Consider the following 22,990-nt stretch of genomic DNA (forward strand, 5'->3'; position numbering starts at 1 on the left):
GATGCTGAACATTCTGCTCAATCGCCTTGGCCAGTCGATATTAGTGCTGCTTGGCGTGTCGCTGCTGATTTTCTTTAGCCTGCACATGACGGGCGATCCGGCGGCGCTGATGATGCCGCCCGGCTCCAGCCAGCAGGAGATTGATACGTTCCGTCACAGCATGGGCTTTGATCGTCCGCTGCTGTGGCAATACAGCCACTATCTTGGCGGTGTGCTGCACGGCGATTTTGGTGAATCATTGCGCTACAGCCAGCCGGTGTTGGCGCTGATTGCCGAGCGCTTGCCCGCCACGGCGCTGCTGGCGGTGAGTGCGCTGGCGTGGAGTTCGCTGCTTGGTCTGCTGCTGGGCATTATCAGCGCCCTGCGACCGCACAGCATGTGGGATTTGCTGTGCCGCCTGCTGGCCTTCTCCGGCCAGGCGATTCCGGTGTTCTGGCTGGGGCTGCTGCTGATTTTGCTGTTTAGCCTGAAGTTACAGTGGCTGCCTTCCAGCGGTTACGGCACTTTCGCCGCGTTGGTGATGCCCGCACTCAGCCTTGGTGCGTTTTACATGAGCGCCGTAGCACGCTTGACGCGCGCCAGCCTGCTGGATGTGCTGCAACAGGATTATATCCGTACCGCGCGCGCCAAAGGGCTCAGCGCCTGGCGCATCGTGGTACGCCACGGTTTGCGTAACGCACTGATTCCGGTGATCACCGTGCAGGGCATGTATTTCGCCTCGCTGCTCGGCGGCGCATTGGTAACAGAGATTATTTTTGCCTGGCCGGGCATTGGTCGTCTGGCGATTCAGGCGATTCAAAACCGCGACTTCCCGCTGGTGCAGGCGATTGTGTTGCTCGCTGCGGTGGTGTTTGTGGCGATCAATTTGCTGATCGACCTGCTCTATCTGGTGCTGAACCCGAGGATTCGTTTATGAGTCGCCTTGATGCCACGCTTGAACTGCTGAGTGAACTGACGCGCTGGCCGAGCGTGGCCGGTCAGTTATCCTCGCAGCGCGGTTTGGCTGCCTGGCTGGAACAGTGGATGGTGGAGCAACTCGACGCCAGCGTGATTTATCCGGTGGCGGCGCAAACCGACAATTCTCCGCCGCTGGTGCATGTGCGCATTGATAACGGCAGCGCCAAAACCGTGGTGCTGTACAACATGTATGACGTGATGCCTGCGGATGATGCCGGTTGGGATGTGCCGCCGTTTGTCGGTGGCGTGTGTCACTGGGACGATCTCGGCGCGGTCTTTGTCGGACGCGGCGCAGAGAACAATAAAGGCCCAGTCGCCGCCCTGCTGGTCCTGCTGCGCGAACTGCAGCAGAACCAGCAGCTCGATTTCAATATTGAAATCCTGCTCGAAGGCGAAGAGGAAATCGGCAGCGGCGCACTGCGACGTTATCTGGCGCAGCAGCCTTGCCCGATCGCGCCCGCTGAAGCGGTGCTGTTCCCCTCACTGTGTGAATACGGAGGCGGCGCACCGCGCGTCTATCTCGGCTTTACCGGATTGGCCAGCGGACGCCTGAGCGTCAGCGGTGGCGCATGGGGCGGACCTTCCTCAGCGATTCATGCCAGCAATGCCGGTTGGATCGCCAATCCGGCGTGGCGCTTAGTACAGGCATTAGATGCCATCGCACCGGCCGCACACAGCGGCGTGCTGGCCTGTAACGCCACGGACGATGAGGCGAATCAGTTATTGGCGACCTTAGCCGCCGAATTCAGTATTGATGACGAACTGCAGTTCCGTCGCAGCCAGCGCCTGATGATTGAAGGCGACACGCTGAGCTGCTTGCAAACGCTGCTCTGCAGCGCGGTCTTGACGCTGGCTGAACTGCACAGCGATCCGCCGGGCGGACGCGGCGTCATCCCGTTCCGTGCCAGCGCGGAACTGGCGTTTCGCATTCCGCCGGGTTTCGATCAGGACGCGATGATTGAAGCCGCGCAGCAGCGCCTGGCGCAACCCGATTTAGCTGGCAGCGAACTGCAACTGTTTGATCGTTATCCCGGCGTGCGCTTTAGCCGCAGCGCCAGCGGCGTCGATGCCTTAATCGCCAGCTATCAAACGCTGGGCGCGACACCGCAAATCTGGCCGTGGGCACCGGGCTGTGCGCCCGCTTACGCTTTCGCGGCCGTCGCGCCCGCCTTTCTGATTGGCGGATTAGGCCACGGCGGCAACGCCCACGCCGTCAATGAGTTTGTCACGCTGGCGGGACTCGAACGCTTCCAGCAATCCATGAGCTTATGGCTCAACGCATTCAATGATTCGGCCATTGGCCGGGTCGCGCCACACCAGGGAAACACCGCAGTACATAAAAATATAGGTAACACACAATGAAATCAGTTGAAGAGTTTGAACGCGTTCCGCTCGGCTTCTTCCCCACGCCTCACGAGCCGCTGCCGCGGCTCAGTGAGGCACTTGGGATTACGCTGACGATCAAACGTGATGACTACAGTGGCTTCGGCGGCGGCGGTAACAAAGTCCGCAAGCTGGAGTATCTGATGGCGGAGGCCTGCAAAACAGGCGTGAATGTGGTGATCACCACCGGCGGGCATCAGTCGAACCACGCCCGCATGGTGGCCGCCGCCGCACGCAAGTTTGGTATGCGTCCGGTGCTGGTGCTGCGGGGCAATCCGCCCGCAAGCTGGCAGGGTAATCTGTTGCTGGACAAGCTGTTCGGGGCCGAGGTGCAGTTCCTCGATCCCGACGGCTATTTCACGCAGATTGAAGGGGCGATGCAGGCGCACGCTGATGCGGCTGTCGCGCAAGGTGAAACCCCAATGATTATTCCGCTGGGTGGCGCAACGCCACTCGGCGCATTGGGCTATGTGCGGGCCGTGGAAGAGATGGCGGCGCAGCTGGCACCCAGCCAGACGCCCGCGCCCGATTTCATCGTCGCGCCCACCGGTTCCGGCGGCACGCTGGCGGGATTGCATGTGGGTACGCGCCGCTATTGGCCCGATACCAGGGTGATTGGCGTGAGCGTTAGCGCCAAAGCCGACTGGTTCCAGCCACGCATTGCCGGCATGGCGCAGGATTGTGCCGATCTGCTGCAATGGCCGCAGCAGTGGCAGCCGGAGGATATCTGGATTGAAGATGGTTATGTCGGTCAGGCATACGGCGTGCCATCGGACGGCGGCATTGCCGCCATCTACCAACTCGCCCAGCTGGAAGGCGTGCTGCTGGATCCGGTTTACACCGGCAAAGCGATGCACGGCCTGTTCTCGCTGGTCGAACAAGGGCGCATTCCGCAAGGATCGCGCGTTACCTTTGTGCATTGTGGCGGTTCTCCGGCGCTCTATCCCTTCGCCGATCGCCTGCTGGAGCAGTAATGGAAGCGTTATTGCGTGTACTGGATGAAGCCACCGTCGCGCAATTAGGCGGCGGCGATGTCGCTCTGGCGCTGGAAGACGTCAAAGCGGTGATTCGCCTGATGCGTCTCGGCGAGGCGCAAATGCCCGCTGAAAATCACATCGATCTCGGTACGCCGCTCGGTAAAGCTTATGCCTTGCCAGCGCGCGTTGGCGGCACCTACAACGCGGCGGGCGTAAAGTGGACGGCACATCGTCCACAGCGACCGGATGCGCTGCCCGCCGCCTTAGCCTTAACCCTGATTAACGATGCGCAAAGCGGTATTCCGCGTGGTTTGCTGGCCAGCGGCGCATTAACCGTTGCGCGCACCGCGGCGGTGAGCGCGCTGGCGCTTCAACTGGCCGCGCCGCGTCCGGTGAAACGCGTGCTGCTACTTGGTGCCGGTTTGCATGCTCAGGCGCATCTGCGCATGTTGCAGCAGCTGTTTCCGCAGTTGGAACAGATTGGCGTGTGGAATCGCTCGCCTTTTAAACTCAATGCGTTGCGCGAAGTACAGATCGAAACTGATTTGCAGCTCGCTCTGGCGCAGCCTTATGACGCGGTGCTGACCTGCACCAGCGCCGACAAGCCGATTATTGATGCCGCAGCGGTCCAGCCTGGCAGGATCATTGTGCAGGTGGGCTATCACGAAGTCAGTTTCGCCGCCATCAAAGCCAGCAGCAAGGTGGTGGTTGATGCGTGGGGCGATTTTGCCCAGCGCAGCGCCAAAAGCCTGTTCCAGATGTTCCGCGCCGGTGAGTTTCTTGAGCAGGATGTGGCGGCCGATCTCGCCGCGCTGCTGCTGGATAACTGGTGTCCACAGCCCGATGACAGCGTTTATTTCTCCTCGTTTGGCCTCAACGTGTTTGATATCGCCCTAGCCGCCCGCGTGTTGCAGGCCGCCGAGCACGACGAACTCGGTTCGTTGCAGTCGCTGTTTTCAGGAGTTCTGCATGATCATTGATGTGCTTTCACTGCATCAGCGCCAGGCAAAAGGCGAAGCATTTCTGCTGATCGACGTGCGCGAGTTCGCCGACTGGCAACGCGCCACCTTGCCCGGCGCGCAGCACTGTAACGTCTACGATTATTTTATTGAGGATTGCAGCGAGGCGGGTTTAGCGGTGATGGCTGCAGAAGCCGCCACCGCGCTGCAACCGATGTTTACCGCCTATCCCAACGCCACGCCGGTGTTTTTCGAACAGCAGGTTGGCATGCGTTCGCCGCGTGGGGCCTGGTTTGCGTGGTTGCTCAAGCGTGATGATGCGCTGATTCTGGATGGCGGCGTGGAGGCGTGGATTGCAGCAGGCTATGAACTCAGTCCGGGATTGGGATTAAGCCGCACGGTGGCGCATCCACCCGCAGCCCACGCTCCAGCGTGGAATCGCGAGCTGGTGTGCAGCCGGGAACAGGTATTAGCAGCAGATGGCGTGAATGTGGTCAACGTGGATGCACGCCGCCCGAGCGAGTTTGACGGCAGCTTTGCGCATGCCTGCTGCCAGCGCGCCGGACGCATTCCGCATTCTCAGCTGCTATTTTGGGAGGATGTCATTGCCAACGGCCATTTCTTAGCAGCGCAGCAGATTGCCGCACGCGCCGAGGCGGCAGGATTGAGTAAAGATGCGAAGTTGCAGGTTTATTGCCATCGCGGTGCCCGCGCCGCCACGGTGTTGGCGGCGTTGAAGCTGGCGGGCTATCCCCATGTTTCGGTGTATGTCGGTTCCTGGCACGAATGGGCTGAACATCACGAACTGCCGCTGTTACACGGCAGCTGATCGCAGCGCCAGCGCCTGCTGAACGTCCGGCGCAGCGGCGAGCAGTTGACGGGTGTAATTGTCCTGCGGATGATTAATCACACTGGTGGTCGTGCCGGACTCCACAATCTTGCCGTGATACATCACCACCACGCGATCGCACAACTGACGCACCGCGCTGAGATCGTGGCTGATAAACAGCACCGATAATCCCAGCTTGTGGCGTAAATCATTAAACAGCGCCAGAATCTGCCCGCGCACCGATAAATCCAGCGCCGCCACCGCTTCATCCGCCACCAGCAACTTCGGCTCCATCGCCAGCGCGCGCGCAATGGCGATACGCTGACGCTGACCGCCGGAAAACGCGCCCGGCAGACGCCCGGCATGTTCGGCCTTCAATCCCACCAACGCCAGCAACTCTTTGACGCGTTCACCCACCGCCGCGCCTTTGCGCAGCTGCCAGACGCGAAGTGGTTCAGCGATCTGCTCACCGACTGGAATTTTGGGATTCAAACTGGCGTAAGGGTCCTGAAAAATGATCTGCGCGTGACGACGTAACGTATTAAGCTGACGCCCTTGCAGATGCTGACCCTGAAAATGCACCTCGCCGCCATCCGCTGTAATCAGGCCAATCGCCGCGCTGCCCAGTGTGGTTTTGCCAGAGCCAGATTCGCCAATCAGCCCGACGATTTCGCCCTGCGCAATCGACAGATTGGCCGGATGCAAAACGGTTTGCCGTTTGGCAGGCCACAGCGGGATGCGGCGCGGCAGCGGATAGCTTTTACTGATGTCACGCAGCACCAGCAGCGGCGGCTGTTCAACCGGCGCAATTGCCTCCGGGATTTGCGTCGCTGAAGCGGCAATCAATTTGCGTGTGTAAGGATGCGTTGGCACGCCGAGCGTGCTCAGCACCGCGCCCTGTTCAACCAATTGCCCTTGCTGCATCACGCAGACGCGATCAGCGTAGCGCGCCACCACCGAGAGATCGTGGGTGATCAATAAGATCCCCATGCCCATCTCTTGTTGCAGTTCCTGCAGCAGCGCCAGAATCTGCGCCTGAATGGTGACGTCCAGCGCGGTAGTTGGCTCATCGGCAATCAATAATTCCGGCTGACCGCTAATGGCGCTGGCGATCATCACACGTTGCCGCATGCCGCCCGACAGCTGATGAATATACTGACGCGCGCGCTGTGCAGGATTGACGATGCCAACGCGATCCAGCAGCGCAATCGCTTCCTGCTGCGCCTGTTTCCAGCTGAACTGACGATGCCGCACCAGCACTTCGGCAATCTGCTCACCAATACGCAGCGTGGGATTCATGCTGGTCATCGGCTCCTGAAACACCGTGGCGATGCGGCAACCGCGCAATTGTTGGGTCTTACGCGCATCCAGCGGCTCGCCATTAAACACCACGCGGCCGCCACTCTGCTGCACGCCCGTGGGCAGCAAGCTCATCAGCGCCAGCGACGTCAAGGTTTTACCCGAGCCCGACTCGCCGACTAACGCCAGGATTTCCTTGCGATCGAGATCAAAAGAGACGTTATCCACCAGCAAGCGCTGATCGTGAGTGTGCAGCGAGAGATTTTCAACCGAGAGCAAGCGCGCATTAGTCATCTGGCAGGGATTCTCAACAAGGAAAAATACAGGATATATCCTGAACATAGCACGAACAAGACCGTTCGGTTATGGCACTGCGCGTTGCGGAATAAGGCTGTTCATTGAGTTTAAAATATTCCGTATTAACGGCGATGAACGCCGTTGAATCGTAAAACGGTAAACTTTTTCGCGGAATGCTCGTTAGTTAAGCGTCTTTCGGTCACCATAAATGGCGACCCTACAAAGGGTTGGCCGTTTAACTACACCTTTTCCTGCGACAAACTTAATATGGTGCGAATGTTCTGCGCGGTGGTGGCAATGATATCGATCGCGCCAGTACGCAGTGCGCCGAGGATCGCCATCGCTTTGGTATTTTCTGCGGCAATGGCGATCACACAGGGGATTTTGCGCAGCTCATCGATGCTCAGCCCAATCACGCGATCGTTCATCACGGTATCTACGTGTTGGCCCTGCGAATTGAAGAAGTCATAGCCGGCGACATCGCCCGTCACGCCCTGATTAACACTGGCGTCGATGATTTCGTGCGGTGTGAACCAGCCGAGCTTCACCATATAGCTGTTTTCATTCATGTCACCGATGCCCACCAGCGCCACATCCGCTTTGCGCGCGCGGTCCAGCGTCTCTTTGATGGTGCCGTTTTGCATAAAAGCGTCGCGCAGCGCGCGGTTCTCAACATAGGCAGGCGCATACAACGTTTCGCTGATGCCGCCAAACTTCTTGGCCAAACGACGGCTGATATGGTCAGCATTGATGGCATCGCCTGGACGATGCGTGCCGCCAATGCCGCTAATGAACAGGCAGTTACGCGTCGGTACCTGGCCGGGATAATCGGCGACAGCGGCCACGTTACGCCCTTGCCCAACGGCGACAATGGCGTCGTCTTTCAGCGACTGCGCTAAATGTGATGACACCAGCGCGGCAACCTGACGACGCTGCTCTTCCTGATCGGGCTGATCGAGCGCTATCAGCGCACGTTGCAGTTGTGGGAAGCGATTTTGCAGCTGTTGCTCGAGGCGGGTGCTGAAGACGGGATGGTAACGCACGTTGATTTCGACGATGCCCTCTTCGCGTGCGCGTTTGAGCAGTCGGCCGACTTTAATACGGGAAATACCAAACTTACGCGCAATCTCCTCCTGGGTGATTTCGTCCTGATAATAGGCGACAGCTATTTCCGTCAGCAGCTCGGAGTCCTGAGAAAGCGTGTTTTTTTCCATCCGTAACCTGTCTTTTTGGTGTTATTTGAAGAAGTTGTGACCACTCCATGTAGGGTGCGCATTCATGCGCACCTGGTCACCATAAATGGCGACCCTACAAAATGGGGCAAGATCTGACTTTGGGAAGGAGTTATATCATTGATACGACTCGCTTCGCCAGACCACAGCGCCGCGAGTCGATCGAGCATCACGCTTAGCGCTTGATGGCGTCGATTTTCAGCATACGGGCAATCACGATATCCAGCTCTTTCTGATCGAAGATCTGCTTCCAGTCCGGTTTCACAATCTTCTCACGGCCGTATTCCATGGCGATCATGCAGGCATCCGAGAACGGGTTGGTGGCGCGGAACGCCACGGCAAGCGCGATTTGAATATGGCCGTACAACATCGCTTTGGCCGCTTCTTCCGGCACGCCGCTGTGTTTCACGGTTTCGTCCAGCGCTTCTTTCATAAACGCGCCGACCATGCAGGCCACGGTTTCCACCAGCGTGGGTTCCAGATACGCCAGCTGCGTCACGGTTACCCAATGCACTTGCTCCACCGGCCCGTACATCACGCTGATCACCTTGCTCAGCTCGGCTTTCTGCTCATCAGAGCCGGTTTCATATGACGCCGCCACGTGCTGAACCGCCGCGATACCGCCGAAGGCATCAGCATGTTCTTCCTTGGTGTAACGCTCCAGGAATACCGATGGATGGCAAGGATGCGCCACCGCGTATTCAATGCCATCGCGATGGGCGATCAGATTGGCGTAGGCCGCCGCCGGATCCAGCGTCAGCAGAATCGCGCCCGGTTTCATCTGTGGCACCACGCCTTCAGAGACTTTGCCCAGTACGATATCCGGCACCGCCAAAATCACCACGTCGCTCAATGGCACCACGGAGGCCGCATCAGAGAGTTCGCGCCCCTGCGCGCTCACCTGCTCTTGTGCCTTGGGTGAGTTCTCACAGTAAAACACCTGGTAATCGCTTTTCTGGAAGTTGGCAGAAATACGCATACCCATTTTGCCGCCCGCGCCAATCACGGTGATGGTTTTCAGTTGCACGCTCATGTTGTTACTCCTGATCTTGTTTACTACGTAAGAATTCAACGGTGCGGCGAGTCCATTCGGCTTCTCGCTCGCAGGTCAGCGCGGCATCGTCCTGCCACGGCAACCAATGTTCGACGATTTGGTTAATGCCTTTATCCACCGGGCGCACGCTGGCGATCATCCGGTCGTAATCCAGCAAGCCTTCGCCCATCGGGCAGCCAGCAAAGGTAAAGCCGACCCAGCCATCACGACGCGTGAAGGCAAAGTCTTTGATGTGCAGATTGCCGACGCGCGCGGCGGTGTTGGCAATTACCTGCTCTGGCAATTCGAGTCCAGCGACACAGTTGGCGGGATCGAGACACACGCCGAGCCACGGCGACAGGAACTTGTTGATCACCGACATCATCGCGCCGCTGTTCACCTGCTCGTACGTCTCCAGACAGAGACGCACCTGTTGGCGGGCAAAATCCGGCAACACTGCGCCAATCAGCGCGGCGGCTTCGTCGAGGGAAGGACGATGATCGGCGGTGTAGAACATCGAACGTATTACGCGCGCATCAAGGATTTCCGCCATATGCAGATAACGACGCAGATGCTCTGTGCCAAGTCCGCGCGTGCCGAGTTCCAGCGTGATACCGAGCGCATCGGCCTGCTGACGTAGCGTCAACAGCTGTGCGTCAGACCAGCTTTCAATCGCCGGATAGTCGCAGATTTGAAACACCGACACATCGAGATCGGCGGTTTGTTGCAGCATCTGCTCCAGCGTCAGCGGGTTGGCTACTTTCGACGACATGCGCCAGAAAAAGGCGTAGGTGCTGAGTCCGATACGGCTCATGAATCGAGCTCCTGAGCCAGCTCACTGGCTTCATCAATAATTTTTGCCAACGCGTTGGGATCGTGAGCAAAGCGCCCCAGGAACAGGCCATTTACGTCCGCGCCAAGGCGCTGAATCAGTCCCGGCCCCGCGCTGCCGCCGTAGATGATTTTCAGCGTAATGCCGGGCGGAGTGGCGAGCTGCTGCAACCCGGCGCACACTGCGCGGATGTAGCTGTCCGGTGCCGGTTGCGGCGCACCAATCGCCCACTGCGGTTCGTAGGCAAAGAACACTTCGCCCTTTAAGCCCTGCTGCGCCGAGTCGGCCAGCGCTTCGGCCAGCTGCTGCTGGCACAGTGCGATCGCCTGCTGCGGTTCTGCCTGCACTTCTTCGCCAATGCACAGCACCGGCGTGATGCCGTGACGCAGCGACATCGCCACTTTGGCGGCGATTTGCACTTTATCTTCGTGGAAATGACGACGGCGCTCAGCGTGACCAATTTCAGCCAGCGAGCAGCCTAACTCCTGCAACATGCTGGCGCTGACTTCGCCGGTCCAGGCACCGTTCTCCGCCTGGCAAACATCCTGGCCGCCGAAGCGCACCGGTGTATTAGCGAAGATCTCTGCAACCGCCGGAATCGCCGGATAAGCCGGTAACACAAACAAGCCCACGTCGCCGTTTTTCACCGCAGCATGGTCGGCTAATGCCGCCACATCGCGACACCATTGCAAGGTTTGCTGATAGCCGAAGTACATTTTCAAACTGACGCCGAGCCAGATTTTTGGCTGAGACATGCTTCAAGCTCCTTGTTCAGAGGCACTGTGTTCTTTTAGCAGATCGCCGACGGTATTGACGATCAATGCCAGCGAAATCGCTCCGGCATCCGGCGTGCCAACACTTTTTTCTGCCAGCGGACGCGCGCGCCCCATTTTTGGTACCAGCTGCGCAGTGTCCTGCGCGGCTTTATCGGCCACCTGCGCCGCCTTCAGCCAGGCGTCGGTTAACGACGCGCCAGCGGTAACCGCTTCGTTGAGGCTGTCGCTAAACGGCACCAGTACATCAACCATGGTTTTATCGCCGACGCGCGCTTTACCAAAGTGCATGATGCCTTCTTTCGCTTCACGTACGCCGGTGGCCACGCGCTGCGCATCTGGCGTCTGACGATCGCCCAGCGCGGTACCCAACGCGGTAAGCGCCACGCCCCACAATGCGCCCGACGTGCCACCGGCTTTATCGGCCCAGGCATCCGCCGCGCGGCACAGCAAACTGCCCGCACCGGCACCACGCGCCGCGACTTCACGCGCTTTCTCAACCGCGCCCAGCACGCCGCGCTCCATGCCGATACCGTGATCGCCGTCGCCGGCCACCGCATCGATATCACCAAGACGCTCAGCGTTACGCTGTAACATTTCTGCCACGGCCTCGAGCAGCTGCAGCACGCGTTTCGCGCTCTCTTGCGATTCGGCTGTAGCTGATGGCAAGGCTTCTTCGGTGTTTTCAACCCGTTCAGCAGCGCTTAACGGCTCGGCCACCAACACGCTGCCTTTACGGTAAGCGGGCGTATTGGTCGGCGCACGCCACAAAGTTTCCAGCTGATCGTCCAGCCACATCAGCGTCAGTGATGCACCGGCCATATTGAAGCTGGTGACAAACTCACCGACGTCCGGCTCAACCACCTGCAGCTTAGCCGCCGCCAGCAGTTGCGCGACGCGACGATAGACGACAAACAGCTCTTCATATTTCACCGAGCCCAGCCCGTTGAGGATCACCGCCACGCGCTGACCTTCGGGCTGCGGGATATCGGCTGGCAATTCATTGAGCAAACGCTCCACGAAGATTTCGGCCAGCTCATCCGCGCTCGGCATGTCGGTCTCTTTAATCCCCGGCTCGCCGTGAATGCCGAGTCCCAGCGCCATGCGCCCTTTTTCCACTTCAAACAGCGGATGCGAAGCACCCGGCAAGCTGCAACCGGAAAACGCCACGCCAAATGTACGCGTGCGGTTATTCGCGTGCTGTGCCAGCTGTAACACCTGTGATAAATCGTGACCCGCTTCAGCTGCGGCGCAGGCGGCTTTGAACACGCAGAGATCGCCTGCCACACCGCGACGCTTCTCCAGCTCATCTTTACCCGCGCTGGAGATATCGTCAGTCACCGCCAGCACGTCACAAGCGATGCCTTCCGCGCGCAGACGCTCGCAGGCCTGGCCGAAGTGCAGCACATCGCCAGCGTAGTTACCGAACATCAGCAATACGCCCGCGCCGTTATGGGCCGCACGTGCCACGTTGTAGATCTGCTGCGCCGACGGCGACGCGAATAAGTTGCCCATCGCCGCGCCGTGCGCCAGACCTTGTCCAACCAACCCGGCGAATGCCGGATAGTGGCCGGACCCGCCGCCCACAATCACCGCCACCGTATTCGGCTGGCTGCGGGTGCTGCGCACCACGCCTCCGGCGACCTGACGGACTTTATCGGCATTGGCGGCGACAAAGCCTTCGATAAGCTCAGCGGCAAAGGCTGATGGTTGGTTAAACAGGTACGTCATATTAATGCTCCTGAGCTAAAGAGGTCGGCTGAGACGGCGAGCGACGGCGATTAAGTAACAGCATGAGGAACGCTGACAGCAGCATGAATCCACCCACCACAAACATCGGCAAGGCGTAGCTGTTGGTGGCGTCATGCAGTGCGCCGGTGATGTAGCCCGCAGAGAAGCCCGCTACGTTTCCTAAGGTGTTGATCAAGGCAATGGCTGCGGCGGCAGATGCGCCGGTCAGGAATTGCGTCGGTAAGGTCCAGAAGTTCGGCAGTGCGGCGAAGATGGAGCTGGCGGTAATCGCGATCACCATGATGGTGGTGAACGGCGAATCCATATACAGCGCCAGCGGGACGCTGATACCGCCTGCCAATGCCGGAATGGCGATGTGCCAGGTTTTGCAGCCGCGACGTGTGGCATCTTTCGACCAGAAGAACATCACCACCGCCGCGATCAGGTACGGCACGCCGGTAATTAGCCCTTTCTGCATCACGTTAAAGGTGGTGCCGAACTGCTGCTGGAAGCCGGCGATGATGGTCGGCAGGAAGAACGCCAGCGCATACAGACCATAAATAAAGCCGAAATAAATCAGGCACAGCATCCAGACGCGGCCATTACCCATCACCGAACGCAGGCTGTGTTTTTGATGGCCCTGCTTCTGCTGATGCTCGGCTTCCAGTTCGGTGGTCAGCCAGGTTTTCTCTTCAGCGGTCAGCCACTTGGCCTGACGCGGCGAATCCACCAACCAGAACAGCGCGACGATACCAATCAGAATCGCGGGAATGGAGACACCCATAAACATCACGCGCCAGCCTTCCATGCCAAACAGACCATGCTGCTGAATCAGTGACGCGGCTAAAGGCGCGCCGAACACCACCGTCAGCGGCTGCGCAAGATAGAACAGCGACAGGATTTTGCTGCGATGACGTCCCGGCACCCACATGCTGAGATAGAGAATCGCGCCTGGGAAGAAGCCGGCTTCGGCGATACCCAGCAGCAGACGCAGCGTATACAAGCCTTCCACACTGCTCACCCAGGTGAACAGCAACGAGACAATGCCCCAGCTGATCATGATGCGCGCCAGCCAGCGACGCGCGCCGAACTTATGCAGCGCGAGGTTGCTTGGCACTTCCAGCAGAATGTAACCAATAAAGAAGATGCCCGACGCCAGGCCAAACTGCAGCGCGGTGAGGCCGAGGTCTTGCGTCATGCCGTTGGGGCCGGCAAACGAAATCGCGGTGCGATCGAGGAAGTTGATAAAGAACATCAGCGCCACGAACGGCACTAAGCGCCAGGAGATTTTTCTGATGGTGGATTGTTCCACCGCCGTCATTGTTTGTTGGTTCATAACGCACCTCCACGACGTGCGTGAGTGATCATTTCTTTATGTGGTGTTGACCAATCGCCAAAGAGGCGCTGGCTACAGGAGTACTGAGAGGTACGGTGTAAATGACACATGTTCGAGTCCTCGATGGGTCTTCTTGTACATTGGTATAGTCATGCGAACATATGAACACTACACGGATAATTGTGCATCTCTCAACTGCAACACGCGAAAGTGTGAGCGGCTTCATGAGATTTGATTTTGGTCAATTTATCGGATAACTGCGCCCATAAGGCGCGGCACAGGCGGTTTAACAGGGTTTTTTGAGGAATTCAGGCGCGATCCTGAAGGCAATTCATATGAACAACCATTGAACATATGATTGAATTTGTGGCAGGCTAACCATGAACATCTTCTCGCCTGCTGAACAAACGTGCAGGCGTCATTGCACACCCTGCTGGAGAACGACGATGAAAACTATCGCAATTGGCGCCGATGATGCGGCTATCGAATTGAAAAATGTGATTAAAAATCTGCTGGAAGAGAAAGAGTATGTGGTGACGGATTACACCAATGACGCGCAAAACGACCGTCCGATGTACCCGGATGTGGCCTTTGCGCTCGCCACCGCCATCCAGAAGAACGAATTTGAGCGCGGCATTCTGCTGTGCGGCACCGGTATCGGTGTGGCGATTGTCGCCAACAAGGTGGAAGGCGTGCGCGCGGCCCAGTGTCACGACACCTTCTCTGCCGAGCGTGCTCGCAAGAGCAACAATGCGCAGATCATGACCATGGGCGCGCGCGTCATCGGGCCGGAGCTGGCGAAGAACATCGTGAATGCCTGGCTGGCATCAGAGTTTGAAGGGGGCGGCTCAACCGCCAAAGTGGAGAAGATCGGTTACTACGAACAAGTCTCTCACGCTAAATAAGCGCCGACGTCGCACCTCTGGAGAACCTTATGTCTACACGCCGGGAAAGAGCCAACGCCATCCGCGCTTTGAGTATGGATGGCGTACAACAAGCCAATTCGGGACATCCGGGCGCCCCGATGGGCATGGCGGATATCGCTGAAGTGTTGTGGCTCGACTTTTTACAGCACAATCCACGTAATCCCAACTGGGCTAACCGCGACCGCTTCGTTTTGTCGAACGGCCACGGCTCCATGCTGATCTATAGCCTGTTGCACCTGAGTGGTTACGATTTGCCGCTCAGCGAATTAAAAAATTTCCGCCAGCTGCACTCTAAAACGCCGGGGCATCCGGAATATGGCTACACGCCGGGCGTTGAAACCACTACCGGCCCGCTCGGTCAGGGCATTGCCAACGCAGTGGGGTTTGCGATTGCCGAGCGCACGCTGGCGGCGCAGTTCAACCGTCCGGGCCATGACATCGTAGACCATAACACCTACGTGTTTATGGGCGACGGCTGCATGATGGAAGGCATCTCACACGAAGTCTGCTCTATCGCCGGCACCCTGAAGCTGGGCAAACTGGTTGCCTTCTATGATGACAACGGCATCTCCATCGACGGTCACGTTGACGGCTGGTTCACCGACGACACCGCTAAACGCTTTGAAGCCTACGGCTGGCACGTGGTGCGCGGCGTGGACGGCCACGATGCCGACGCGATTAAGAAAGCGGTTGAAGAGGCCAAAGCGGTTTCCGATAAGCCTTCGCTGCTGATGTGCAAAACCGTGATTGGCTTCGGTTCACCGAACAAAGCCGGTACGCACGACTCGCACGGCGCGCCGCTGGGTGCCGATGAAATCGCGCTGACCCGTAAGCAGCTGGGCTGGAATCACGGTCCGTTTGAAATCCCTACCGACATCTACGCGCAGTGGGATGCCAAAGAAGCCGGCCAGGCGAAAGAGTCCGCGTGGGACCAGAAGTTTGCTGCCTACGCCGCTGCACATCCTGAGCTGGCTGCGGAGTTCAAACGCCGCGTCAACAACGAGCTGCCAGCTAACTGGGCCACTGAGTCGCAGAAGTTTATCGAGCAGCTGCAGGCCAATCCGGCGAAAATCGCCAGTCGTAAAGCCTCGCAGAACGCCATCGAAGCCTTCGGTAAAATCCTGCCGGAATATCTGGGCGGCTCCGCTGACCTGGCGCCAAGCAACCTCACCATGTGGTCCGGTTCTAAGCCAATCAATGAAGACGCGGCGGGCAACTACATCCATTACGGCGTGCGCGAGTTCGGTATGACCGCCATCGCCAACGGCCTCGCGCTGCACGGCGGTTTCCTGCCGTACACTGCCACCTTCCTGATGTTCGTCGAGTACGCGCGCAACGCCGCACGTATGGCCGCGCTGATGAAAATCCGTCAGATCATGGTCTACACCCACGACTCGATTGGTCTGGGCGAAGATGGCCCGACGCATCAGCCGGTTGAGCAGATGGCCAGCCTGCGCGTGACGCCAAACATGAGCCTGTGGCGCCCGTGCGACCAGGTTGAGTCAGCGGTGGCGTGGAAATATGCCATTGAACGTGTTGACGGCCCGTCGGCGCTGATCTTCTCGCGTCAGAACCTGGCGCAGCAGGATCGCAGCGCTGAGCAGCTGGCGAACGTGGCGCGTGGTGGTTACGTGCTGAAGGACAGTGAAGGCACACCAGAGCTGATCCTGATCGCGACCGGTTCAGAAGTGGAGCTGGCGGTGGCTGCTTATGAGCAGCTGACGGCGGAAGGACGCATGGTGCGCGTGGTTTCTATGCCATCCACCGACGCCTTCGACAAGCAGGACGCGGCGTACCGTGAATCCGTGCTGCCGAAAGCAGTTGCCGCACGCGTGGCGATTGAAGCGGGTATCGCAGATTACTGGTTCAAATACACCGGCCTGAACGGGGCGATCGTCGGCATGACCACCTTCGGTGAGTCAGCGCCTGCGGATCAGCTGTTCAAAGAGTTTGGTTTCACCGTTGAGAACGTGGTTAACACGGCGAAATCGGTTTTGTGATTTGAGGTCGCCATCAATGGTGACCCGACAAAATTAAGGGCGGCTCTGTTGCGTCGCCCATTTTACTATGCGGTGATACGAATAATTTTTTGCGTCATGCTCATGGCAGAATCAAACGGGCTGGTATTGCGCACGATTTTCACCATCACGCTGGCGCCCACCCACAGCTGATACAGGCTTTCCGCCACACGGCTCGGTTGGTCATCAATAACTAACGAACCTTCCTCAACACCCACTTCTAATGCGTCCGCCAGTCGCGCAATGATGCCTGCCGTTCCGGTTTGTAGCGTGCCGCGCATGCTGTCCGACAAATCGGCAACTTCCGCGCCCAGCTTCACCGCCAAACACTTGCCCTGACAATCGGAGAAGGATTGCGATTCCCGCCACAGCTGCCAATAGTTCATCAGCCGCTGCGCCATCGTCAGGCCCGGCTGGCTTAATGTCGCATCAAGCTCAGCCAGATAATCATCGAAATAGCGCGCCAGCATATCCACCCCAAAAGCCTCTTTCGAGCTGAAGTAGTGATAGAACGAGCCTTTGGGCACACCGGCATCGGTGAGGATTTCATTTAATCCGACAGCCGAAAAACCCTTGCCGGCCATAATGCGTTGGCCAGTGGCAAGGATGTGATCGCGGATTTCATTGCTATGCAATTGGGATGAAGTAGTCATAGTGGTAGATTACCAAATACTAGACCAGTCGTCTATGCACTCAACATGCGTTTACTACTGCGATAAGCTGCGTGCTGCTTTCTCGATCACCGCCGCAATCTCTTTTGGCTGTGAAGCATAAATCGCATGATTTCCCTTTAGCTCCGTCACGCTGCTATGCGCACGTTGCGCCATAAAGCGTTCTAGCTGCGGATTGATCGCGCGGTCTTCGGTTGCCACCACCGCCCAGCTGGGTTTGGTTTTCCAGGCTGGCGCACCGGCCGGTGCAGCAAAGGCCGCGACAGCAGGCATCACCTGAGAACGCACAAGCAAATCGGTCTCTTTAACGGGCAGATCGGCAGCGAAATCAGCGTGGAATTTTTCCGGTTTCAAATAGAGATAATGGTCAGGCGTTTCGGCGATGGATTGCGCGGCGGGCGGATATTTTTTCGCCAGACTCAACAGCGAATCCCCTTGTTCTGGCTGGAACGCGGCGATGTACACCAGGCCAGCAACCGACGGATCGTTACCCGCATCGCTGATAATCATGCCGCCATAACTGTGTCCGACCAGCAGCGATTTACCCTGCTGCAGCGCCAGAACGCGTCGGGTGGCCGCCGCGTCATCGGCCAGCGATGTTTGCGGCTCCTGCACAATCGACACTTTATAACCGTCTTTATCGAGAATGCGCGCCACTGGATTCCAGCCCGAGCCATCCACAAACGCACCGTGAACCAGCACGATGTTTTTCACCGGCTCAGCCAGTGACGACTGCGCATATACCGACAGCACTGCACCTAACGCTAACGTGGTTAATGATTTTTTAAACATGATTTTGCTCTCCACACTTTTCACGATGCAAAACAAAGGAGGCGAACCGCGGCTCGCCTCCCGATGCGTTTATTGCGCCAGTTGCTTGATCAATTGTTGCGCCGTCTCTGCTGAAGACGTTGGGTTTTGTCCGGTAATCAGCAGGCCATCGCTAACCACATAAGAGCTCCAGTCCGCGCCTTTCGAATACAGACCGCCCTTCGCAATCAGCTCGTCTTCCACCAGGAATGGCACCACCTGAGTCAGGCCGACCGCTTCCTCTTCGCTGTTGGTAAAGCCGGTGACGTTACGGCCTGCTACCAGCGGTTTGCCTTCCGGCGTTTTGACGTGACGTAGCACGCCCGGCGCATGACACACCAGCGCAACGTGCTTATTCGCGGCCAGGAAGCCTTCAATCAGCGCGATGGAGTGCTGATCTTCTGCTAAATCCCACAGTGGGCCGTGGCCGCCTGGGTAAAACACCGCATCGAAATCGGCTGGTGATACGCTGTCCAGACGCACGGTGGCGGCGAGTTGCGCGGTTGCTGCGGCATCCGCTTCAAAACGATGCGTTTGCTCAGTCTGGAAATCCGGCTCATTGCTTTTAGGATCTAACGGCGGGTTGCCCCCTTTTGGCGACGCCAGCGTGATTTCTGCGCCAGCATCTTTGAATGCGTAGTAAGGCGCGGCCAGCTCTTCCAGCCAGAAACCGGTTTTACGTCCGGTGTCACCCAATTGGTCGTGTGAGGTTAAAACCATAAGAATCTTCATCATCAATCTCCTGCCATTTGAATTTAAACATCTAAACTAGACCAGTCGTCTAGCGCTTGAATTCAAAGTAACAGCTAATAGACCAGTCGTCTAGTGGCTAAATCATTTTTTTACTGAAATGAAATGCGCCGCTGTTTCTTATCTTTCCACTAGCTTAAGCGTACTCTATCCCGATTTGCCCTTTCTCACGGAACCGAAAAAATCATGTCCACCCTACGTTTACTCATTTCTGACTCACACGATCCCTGGTTCAACCTGGCGGTAGAAGAGTGTATTTTTCGCCAGATGCCGACAACGCAGCGCGTGCTGTTTCTCTGGCAAAACGCCGAAACAGTGGTCATGTGATATAATTCACACATAGGAATTATTATCATTTGGATTATTGTATGTCATCACTCACTGTTCATGTTTACACAAGGGTTTCAAAGACTTACCAGCAGGAAGGTAGCGGTATTGATGAGCAATTAAGTCGCATCAACACTTATATAGAGTCCAAACCAGAACTCAAAAATTGCGAAATTACATACTGGCAAGACATTGGTTTGAGTGCATACCGCAATAAAAACATCTTAGATGGTGAGCTTGCTGAGTTTCTTAAACGTGTTGAATCGGGTGAAATCTGTGAAGGTCACCATCTCGTCATTTATAGTTTAGACCGCTTATCCCGCCGCTCTTCTTGGGACGAAGATACAATACAGAAAGTAGTGAAAAGTGGTGTAATCATCCACGATGTTTCTACCCCTGTTGTACTTAGAAAAGATGACCAATTTTCGAAAATTATCATGGAGCTTATAATTTCACGTGGTAATAACGAAAGTAAGATTAAATCTGAGAGATCAATAGCTGGTTGGGAAAAGCGTCTAAGAGAGACAACAGAGCAAGGCAAAGTTTTCACTAAAAAGTTACCCCGATGGTTGACCACAGATGACAACGGTTATGTAGTTATCCCTGAACAAGCACTGATCATTAAGCGAATTTTTTCTGAATATACAAATGGACTTACAAGTCCAATGATTGCTCGCAGACTCAATGAGGAAGGAATCAAATCCACAGGTACTTCATTGTGGCGGCCTAATACAGTCACCAAATTAATAAAAGATGAACGCCTTAGAGGTAACCTTAGACGTAATGGCGATAAAAGTCTTATAGCAAATATATTTCCCGTTATAATTGACAATGAGCTATTTGAAATCGCCAATCGTATTCTCGAAGTAAACGCGGCAGGTACGAAAGGACGTCCGAGAGAAAATAATGTAAACAGAGAGGTTCACAATATACTTACAGGCATGATCAGATGTGGTAAATGCGGTTCAAGAGTGACGACATCTAAAAACATGCGTGATGTAAGATATGTCGTGTGCCGAAATAGGTTGAACTTCAGAATTTGTGGACAAGGTAGTAAACGCCTAGATCTCCTTGAGAAAGTCATCATCAATCATATAAAAAAGATAGACATGAATAAAGTTTTTTCATATCAAGAGGTTGACACATCGATAGATGCAACTTTAAAAAGTGAGTTATTAACATTAGAAATAGAAGCTGAAAGCTGCAAAGTAAAAATAAATGAACGAAAAAAAGCAAAAAAAACTCTTTCTTTTTCTCTTGCAGAAACCTTGACTGACATTGAGGATAGAATTGTTGAGATTCATAAGCAACTCCAAGGATTGAATTTGACTGATCCTCTTGTGAGCATAGAGGACTTCGATCTTGAAATGTTAATGGATTACAATAATGTCGAACTAAGAATGAGCCTTCGGAAATTTTTAACACAAGTTATCGAAAAGATCTCTTTTCAGAGCATTGAGAAGTATAATTTAATCGAGATTAAGTACAATCAAGATGTTTATAGACATGTTTTAATAACTAATGAAAAGCTAACTCAAGTAGAACATGAGATTACCATTCAAAAAATCGCCGAAACTATAGATTATAGAACTGCAAGCTTTTCAATAACTGAAAACATGGTTTATGAAACATGTACATTTTCTGATGTTCTAAAAGCAAACTTGAAAGACTATTTCCTACTTGCAAACTATCTTAGTGGTATGGAAGGAAAGCAATGGATTGTAGACCTGATGTACGAAAATAATAACATGAGTCTTGTGACTTCAAATACTTAACATCAAACCCCCAAACGGGGGCTTGATGTGTCTTAAATGTACTCAAGAGTAACCACCTCGCACACCACGTTAGTCCCATGCCACTGATCCCGATAGATTGACGTATCAATCCCACACCCTGCTTCAAAGTGAAAACCTGTCTGTTCGGCAAACTTGCTGTACTTCGTCGATTCACGGCGTTCATAGCACCTTACCCCACTATAGACAAAACCAGCACTGCCCTGTGGAACAATCCATACGCCATAAGGTGCCAACGATGCACCGTGAGTGATAACCTTGTATTCAAACTCAGAACCTCTGTAAGAGCCTGTAGCAGCTTCTGAGGTTTTGATCTTACCGAATGGTGGATTGCCATAAACAATGTCGTATGGTTGTTCTGAGACGCATGTAAGAGCATCCCCAACGATCCATTCAGCCTCTGGCAGTACTCGCATCCCCACTTGAACGTAATCGGGATTGAGTTCAACGCATGTAATATGTTGAGGTTTACATCTGGTGTACTGACAAAAACTTAACGCCCCTATCCCCGCACATAGTTCAAGGCAACGCCCCGATGAATAGCTATCAATGGTGAAATCCCAAGCGAACATTTCAGGAGTGAAGAATGCCCCTGTTGAACCAATACCATCACCCTGATAGTTCCAAAGAATGAATTCCTTTTCTTCAAATGAGAGTGGCTTGTCTGAATGAACTAAGTCCATTACCTGTTGATGTAGTTTTGATTGTTGTTTTGTAATGCGTGCCATAAAATACCCATGTACTGATTTCGTACAGGTATTTAGGAATTAAGAATGAAAAATTTAATTATGATTCTTTTCCCTCTGGCTTTAGTTGGATGTGCTCAAGTGCAATATAACGATGGTGAAAAAGTGAGTATTCAATCCGATGCGTGGTATGGGTTAGATAGCCTACAAAAGACAGCTAATGCAGCCTGTGCTCAGTACGGTAAGAGTAAGGCGAATTACCAACATAGTGCAAACATGAATCCGCACTTACCCGCCGGGCAAGGTGTACAGAATACTATCTGGAAGTGTGAGTAATACTAAATCAGGAAAAACATATGAAAAAAGCAAAAATAATAAAAAAAATAATTGGAAATTTTGAATTATCTCATCTTATGTGCCTGGCGATTGGAGTAATGATCCCAATATATGCAGATACTATTTTTTTATTGAAGATTGATAGCAGCTTAATATCCGCAATAATGGATACTGTAACTGCCGTTGTTGCTGTAATGGCAGCAATTAGCGTCAAAGACTGGTTAAGTGATAAAGTAAAATCAAAAGCTGTTGACCACGCCACATTATGCTTGAGAAAAACAGCAGAAATTAAAAACAGCCTAAATATGCTAGTTTCTTACACAGCAGCAGCATACACAAGTAATGTCACGGACAAAAACCTTTTAAACAAATTATCCGAAGAACTTACAAATAGATTCATACATAATATGAACTCATTTTTTAGCATTACAATTGAATTTGATGCATTAAGGCAATGGAGTTTATCCATAAAAAGAAACCAAGAAGAAAATTTCAAATCGTACCTTAAGAACATAAAAGAATTATTGGATATTACCAACATCCTGATCAAAGACTTTAGCAACATGGATATAGCCAGCCGAAATAAATTGTGGAATGAATACAACAACCTCATCCATCAAAAATATCAAGATATGAAAAAATGTCACGACAAAATGACAATTCCTTTCGATGACTTTTTTGAGTACATTGAGAAGTAAAAAACAAGTTTGAGAACAAATAAAAAAGTGAAACTACGTTCATATAGGAAAATAAAATGACTGATGAAGAATTCAAAAAACAGTACCCGACGACTCAATTCGATTATGTTCGCACTGGTACAAGAACTAAAGGACATTTGGGGCAAACTGAAATCGAATACTATGACATTAAAGATAAGATTACAGGTGAGCTAGTACGCAAAGCTACATATACTGAACATACAAATGTTCGAGGATTAGATTCCAAAGAATATTGGGATTAAATCATTCGCTCAAAAACCTGCATAACTTTTTAAGCAGGTTTTTGGGGTTAAATTAGAATAAACGTATAAATTTT

22 protein-coding genes and 1 pseudogene are annotated in these 22,990 nt (G+C 54.5%); 12 read left to right on the forward strand and 11 right to left on the reverse strand.

From position 1 onward, the window contains the following. The first annotated feature begins 1 nt into the window (after position 1). Genes PanJK_RS00720 through PanJK_RS00740 form a run of 5 tightly spaced genes read left to right on the forward strand, consistent with a single transcriptional unit; the run spans position 2 to position 5,105 of the window. A complete protein-coding gene (locus tag PanJK_RS00720) occupies positions 2-916 on the forward strand; it encodes an ABC transporter permease (protein ID WP_256696437.1) in 915 nt (304 codons plus the stop codon). Continuing rightward, the gene (locus PanJK_RS00725; protein WP_265296758.1) at positions 913-2,319 is read left to right on the forward strand and encodes a M20 family metallopeptidase; all 1,407 of its coding nucleotides are present in this window, start codon (positions 913-915) and stop codon (positions 2,317-2,319) included. Before PanJK_RS00720 ends, PanJK_RS00725 begins: the two co-directional genes overlap by 4 nt. After that, positions 2,316-3,314 carry a 1-aminocyclopropane-1-carboxylate deaminase/D-cysteine desulfhydrase gene (locus PanJK_RS00730; RefSeq protein ID WP_258145093.1) on the forward strand — a complete coding sequence of 333 codons (999 nt, stop codon included), beginning with the start codon at positions 2,316-2,318 and terminating at the stop codon, positions 3,312-3,314. The genes PanJK_RS00725 and PanJK_RS00730 overlap by 4 nt, the downstream gene beginning before the upstream one ends. Further along, a complete protein-coding gene (locus tag PanJK_RS00735; protein WP_265296759.1) occupies positions 3,314-4,297 on the forward strand; it encodes an ornithine cyclodeaminase in 984 nt (327 codons plus the stop codon). The genes PanJK_RS00730 and PanJK_RS00735 overlap by 1 nt, the downstream gene beginning before the upstream one ends. Further along, on the forward strand, positions 4,287-5,105 hold the full coding sequence (locus PanJK_RS00740) for a sulfurtransferase (RefSeq protein ID WP_265296760.1): 819 nt from the start codon (positions 4,287-4,289) through the stop codon (positions 5,103-5,105). The genes PanJK_RS00735 and PanJK_RS00740 overlap by 11 nt, the downstream gene beginning before the upstream one ends. Here PanJK_RS00740 and PanJK_RS00745 read toward each other — a convergent pair. From PanJK_RS00745 to PanJK_RS00775, 7 genes are all read right to left on the reverse strand, one after another. Next, a complete protein-coding gene (locus PanJK_RS00745) occupies positions 5,091-6,698 on the reverse strand; it encodes a dipeptide ABC transporter ATP-binding protein (RefSeq protein WP_265296761.1) in 1,608 nt (535 codons plus the stop codon). The two genes, PanJK_RS00740 and PanJK_RS00745, sit on opposite strands and share 15 nt — an antisense overlap. A gap of 242 nt (positions 6,699-6,940) precedes the next feature. Beyond that, positions 6,941-7,915, reverse strand: a complete 975-nt coding sequence (locus tag PanJK_RS00750) for a sugar-binding transcriptional regulator (protein ID WP_008104043.1) — start codon at positions 7,913-7,915, stop codon at positions 6,941-6,943. Positions 7,916-8,108: 193 nt separating this feature from the next. Continuing rightward, the gene (locus tag PanJK_RS00755; RefSeq protein ID WP_265296762.1) at positions 8,109-8,966 is read right to left on the reverse strand and encodes a phosphogluconate dehydrogenase C-terminal domain-containing protein; all 858 of its coding nucleotides are present in this window, start codon (positions 8,964-8,966) and stop codon (positions 8,109-8,111) included. Between the two features lie 4 nt (positions 8,967-8,970). Continuing rightward, positions 8,971-9,780, reverse strand: a complete 810-nt coding sequence (locus PanJK_RS00760) for a sugar phosphate isomerase/epimerase family protein (RefSeq protein ID WP_265296763.1) — start codon at positions 9,778-9,780, stop codon at positions 8,971-8,973. Beyond that, complete coding sequence (locus tag PanJK_RS00765; RefSeq protein WP_265296764.1) at positions 9,777-10,553, reverse strand: triose-phosphate isomerase family protein; 777 nt, start codon at positions 10,551-10,553, stop codon at positions 9,777-9,779. Before PanJK_RS00765 ends, PanJK_RS00760 begins: the two co-directional genes overlap by 4 nt. Before the next feature lie 3 nt (positions 10,554-10,556). Further along, complete coding sequence (locus PanJK_RS00770) at positions 10,557-12,302, reverse strand: dihydroxyacetone kinase family protein (protein WP_265296765.1); 1,746 nt, start codon at positions 12,300-12,302, stop codon at positions 10,557-10,559. 1 nt (position 12,303) lies between these two features. Then, positions 12,304-13,638 (reverse strand): MFS transporter, encoded by a 1,335-nt coding sequence (locus tag PanJK_RS00775; protein ID WP_008104032.1) that lies wholly within the window; start codon positions 13,636-13,638, stop codon positions 12,304-12,306. Positions 13,639-14,084: 446 nt separating this feature from the next. On the opposite strand from PanJK_RS00775, the gene PanJK_RS00780 reads away from it, so the two are divergent. Continuing rightward, positions 14,085-14,543 (forward strand): RpiB/LacA/LacB family sugar-phosphate isomerase, encoded by a 459-nt coding sequence (locus PanJK_RS00780; RefSeq protein WP_256696426.1) that lies wholly within the window; start codon positions 14,085-14,087, stop codon positions 14,541-14,543. A 29-nt stretch (positions 14,544-14,572) separates the two neighbouring features. Next, on the forward strand, positions 14,573-16,564 hold the full coding sequence (gene tkt / locus PanJK_RS00785) for a transketolase (protein ID WP_265296767.1): 1,992 nt from the start codon (positions 14,573-14,575) through the stop codon (positions 16,562-16,564). Between the two features lie 65 nt (positions 16,565-16,629). Here tkt and PanJK_RS00790 read toward each other — a convergent pair whose 3' ends face one another. The 3 genes from PanJK_RS00790 to PanJK_RS00800 all read right to left on the reverse strand — a co-directional run bounded on the left by PanJK_RS00790 (position 16,630) and on the right by PanJK_RS00800 (position 18,795). Then, positions 16,630-17,235, reverse strand: coding sequence for a TetR/AcrR family transcriptional regulator (locus PanJK_RS00790; RefSeq protein ID WP_265296768.1), 606 nt, complete (start codon positions 17,233-17,235; stop codon positions 16,630-16,632). Between the two features lie 54 nt (positions 17,236-17,289). Next, a complete protein-coding gene (locus tag PanJK_RS00795) occupies positions 17,290-18,045 on the reverse strand; it encodes an alpha/beta fold hydrolase (RefSeq protein WP_265296769.1) in 756 nt (251 codons plus the stop codon). A 69-nt stretch (positions 18,046-18,114) separates the two neighbouring features. Then, entirely contained in the window at positions 18,115-18,795 is a 681-nt protein-coding gene (locus PanJK_RS00800) for a type 1 glutamine amidotransferase domain-containing protein (RefSeq protein ID WP_265297383.1), read from the reverse strand. 204 nt (positions 18,796-18,999) lie between these two features. Here PanJK_RS00800 and lplA point away from each other — a divergent pair. Continuing rightward, positions 19,000-19,137 (forward strand): annotated as a pseudogene (gene lplA / locus PanJK_RS00805) (lipoate--protein ligase LplA); the annotation flags it as partial. A 44-nt stretch (positions 19,138-19,181) separates the two neighbouring features. Next, positions 19,182-20,915: a recombinase family protein gene (locus PanJK_RS00810; RefSeq protein ID WP_265296770.1), complete on the forward strand. Its 1,734-nt coding sequence runs from the start codon at positions 19,182-19,184 to the stop codon at positions 20,913-20,915. A gap of 32 nt (positions 20,916-20,947) precedes the next feature. On the opposite strand, the gene PanJK_RS00815 is transcribed toward PanJK_RS00810, so the two are convergent. Continuing rightward, complete coding sequence (locus PanJK_RS00815; protein WP_265296771.1) at positions 20,948-21,661, reverse strand: methyltransferase; 714 nt, start codon at positions 21,659-21,661, stop codon at positions 20,948-20,950. Positions 21,662-21,706: 45 nt separating this feature from the next. Between PanJK_RS00815 and PanJK_RS00820 the strand changes: the two genes are divergently transcribed. Genes PanJK_RS00820 through PanJK_RS00830 form a run of 3 tightly spaced genes read left to right on the forward strand, consistent with a single transcriptional unit; the run spans position 21,707 to position 22,916 of the window. Beyond that, entirely contained in the window at positions 21,707-21,955 is a 249-nt protein-coding gene (locus tag PanJK_RS00820; protein ID WP_265296773.1) for a hypothetical protein, read from the forward strand. Between the two features lie 20 nt (positions 21,956-21,975). Continuing rightward, positions 21,976-22,653: a hypothetical protein gene (locus PanJK_RS00825; RefSeq protein ID WP_265296774.1), complete on the forward strand. Its 678-nt coding sequence runs from the start codon at positions 21,976-21,978 to the stop codon at positions 22,651-22,653. A 56-nt stretch (positions 22,654-22,709) separates the two neighbouring features. Continuing rightward, on the forward strand, positions 22,710-22,916 hold the full coding sequence (locus PanJK_RS00830; RefSeq protein ID WP_265296775.1) for a hypothetical protein: 207 nt from the start codon (positions 22,710-22,712) through the stop codon (positions 22,914-22,916). The last annotated feature ends 74 nt before the right edge of the window (positions 22,917-22,990 follow it).

Origin of the sequence: Pantoea sp. JK (assembly GCF_026130245.1) — a bacterium.
Classification (GTDB): domain Bacteria; phylum Pseudomonadota; class Gammaproteobacteria; order Enterobacterales; family Enterobacteriaceae; genus Pantoea; species Pantoea trifolii.

Coding starts and splice junctions, on each gene's coding strand:
- PanJK_RS00720 (WP_256696437.1), top strand. CDS start 2: ATGCTGAACATTCTGCTCAATCGCCTTGGCCAGTCGATATTAGTGCTG.
- PanJK_RS00725 (WP_265296758.1), top strand. CDS start 913: ATGAGTCGCCTTGATGCCACGCTTGAACTGCTGAGTGAACTGACGCGC.
- PanJK_RS00730 (WP_258145093.1), top strand. CDS start 2,316: ATGAAATCAGTTGAAGAGTTTGAACGCGTTCCGCTCGGCTTCTTCCCC.
- PanJK_RS00735 (WP_265296759.1), top strand. CDS start 3,314: ATGGAAGCGTTATTGCGTGTACTGGATGAAGCCACCGTCGCGCAATTA.
- PanJK_RS00740 (WP_265296760.1), top strand. CDS start 4,287: ATGATCATTGATGTGCTTTCACTGCATCAGCGCCAGGCAAAAGGCGAA.
- PanJK_RS00745 (WP_265296761.1), bottom strand. CDS start 6,698: ATGACTAATGCGCGCTTGCTCTCGGTTGAAAATCTCTCGCTGCACACT.
- PanJK_RS00750 (WP_008104043.1), bottom strand. CDS start 7,915: ATGGAAAAAAACACGCTTTCTCAGGACTCCGAGCTGCTGACGGAAATA.
- PanJK_RS00755 (WP_265296762.1), bottom strand. CDS start 8,966: ATGAGCGTGCAACTGAAAACCATCACCGTGATTGGCGCGGGCGGCAAA.
- PanJK_RS00760 (WP_265296763.1), bottom strand. CDS start 9,780: ATGAGCCGTATCGGACTCAGCACCTACGCCTTTTTCTGGCGCATGTCG.
- PanJK_RS00765 (WP_265296764.1), bottom strand. CDS start 10,553: ATGTCTCAGCCAAAAATCTGGCTCGGCGTCAGTTTGAAAATGTACTTC.
- PanJK_RS00770 (WP_265296765.1), bottom strand. CDS start 12,302: ATGACGTACCTGTTTAACCAACCATCAGCCTTTGCCGCTGAGCTTATC.
- PanJK_RS00775 (WP_008104032.1), bottom strand. CDS start 13,638: ATGAACCAACAAACAATGACGGCGGTGGAACAATCCACCATCAGAAAA.
- PanJK_RS00780 (WP_256696426.1), top strand. CDS start 14,085: ATGAAAACTATCGCAATTGGCGCCGATGATGCGGCTATCGAATTGAAA.
- tkt (WP_265296767.1), top strand. CDS start 14,573: ATGTCTACACGCCGGGAAAGAGCCAACGCCATCCGCGCTTTGAGTATG.
- PanJK_RS00790 (WP_265296768.1), bottom strand. CDS start 17,235: ATGACTACTTCATCCCAATTGCATAGCAATGAAATCCGCGATCACATC.
- PanJK_RS00795 (WP_265296769.1), bottom strand. CDS start 18,045: ATGTTTAAAAAATCATTAACCACGTTAGCGTTAGGTGCAGTGCTGTCG.
- PanJK_RS00800 (WP_265297383.1), bottom strand. CDS start 18,795: ATGAAGATTCTTATGGTTTTAACCTCACACGACCAATTGGGTGACACC.
- PanJK_RS00810 (WP_265296770.1), top strand. CDS start 19,182: ATGTCATCACTCACTGTTCATGTTTACACAAGGGTTTCAAAGACTTAC.
- PanJK_RS00815 (WP_265296771.1), bottom strand. CDS start 21,661: ATGGCACGCATTACAAAACAACAATCAAAACTACATCAACAGGTAATG.
- PanJK_RS00820 (WP_265296773.1), top strand. CDS start 21,707: ATGAAAAATTTAATTATGATTCTTTTCCCTCTGGCTTTAGTTGGATGT.
- PanJK_RS00825 (WP_265296774.1), top strand. CDS start 21,976: ATGAAAAAAGCAAAAATAATAAAAAAAATAATTGGAAATTTTGAATTA.
- PanJK_RS00830 (WP_265296775.1), top strand. CDS start 22,710: ATGACTGATGAAGAATTCAAAAAACAGTACCCGACGACTCAATTCGAT.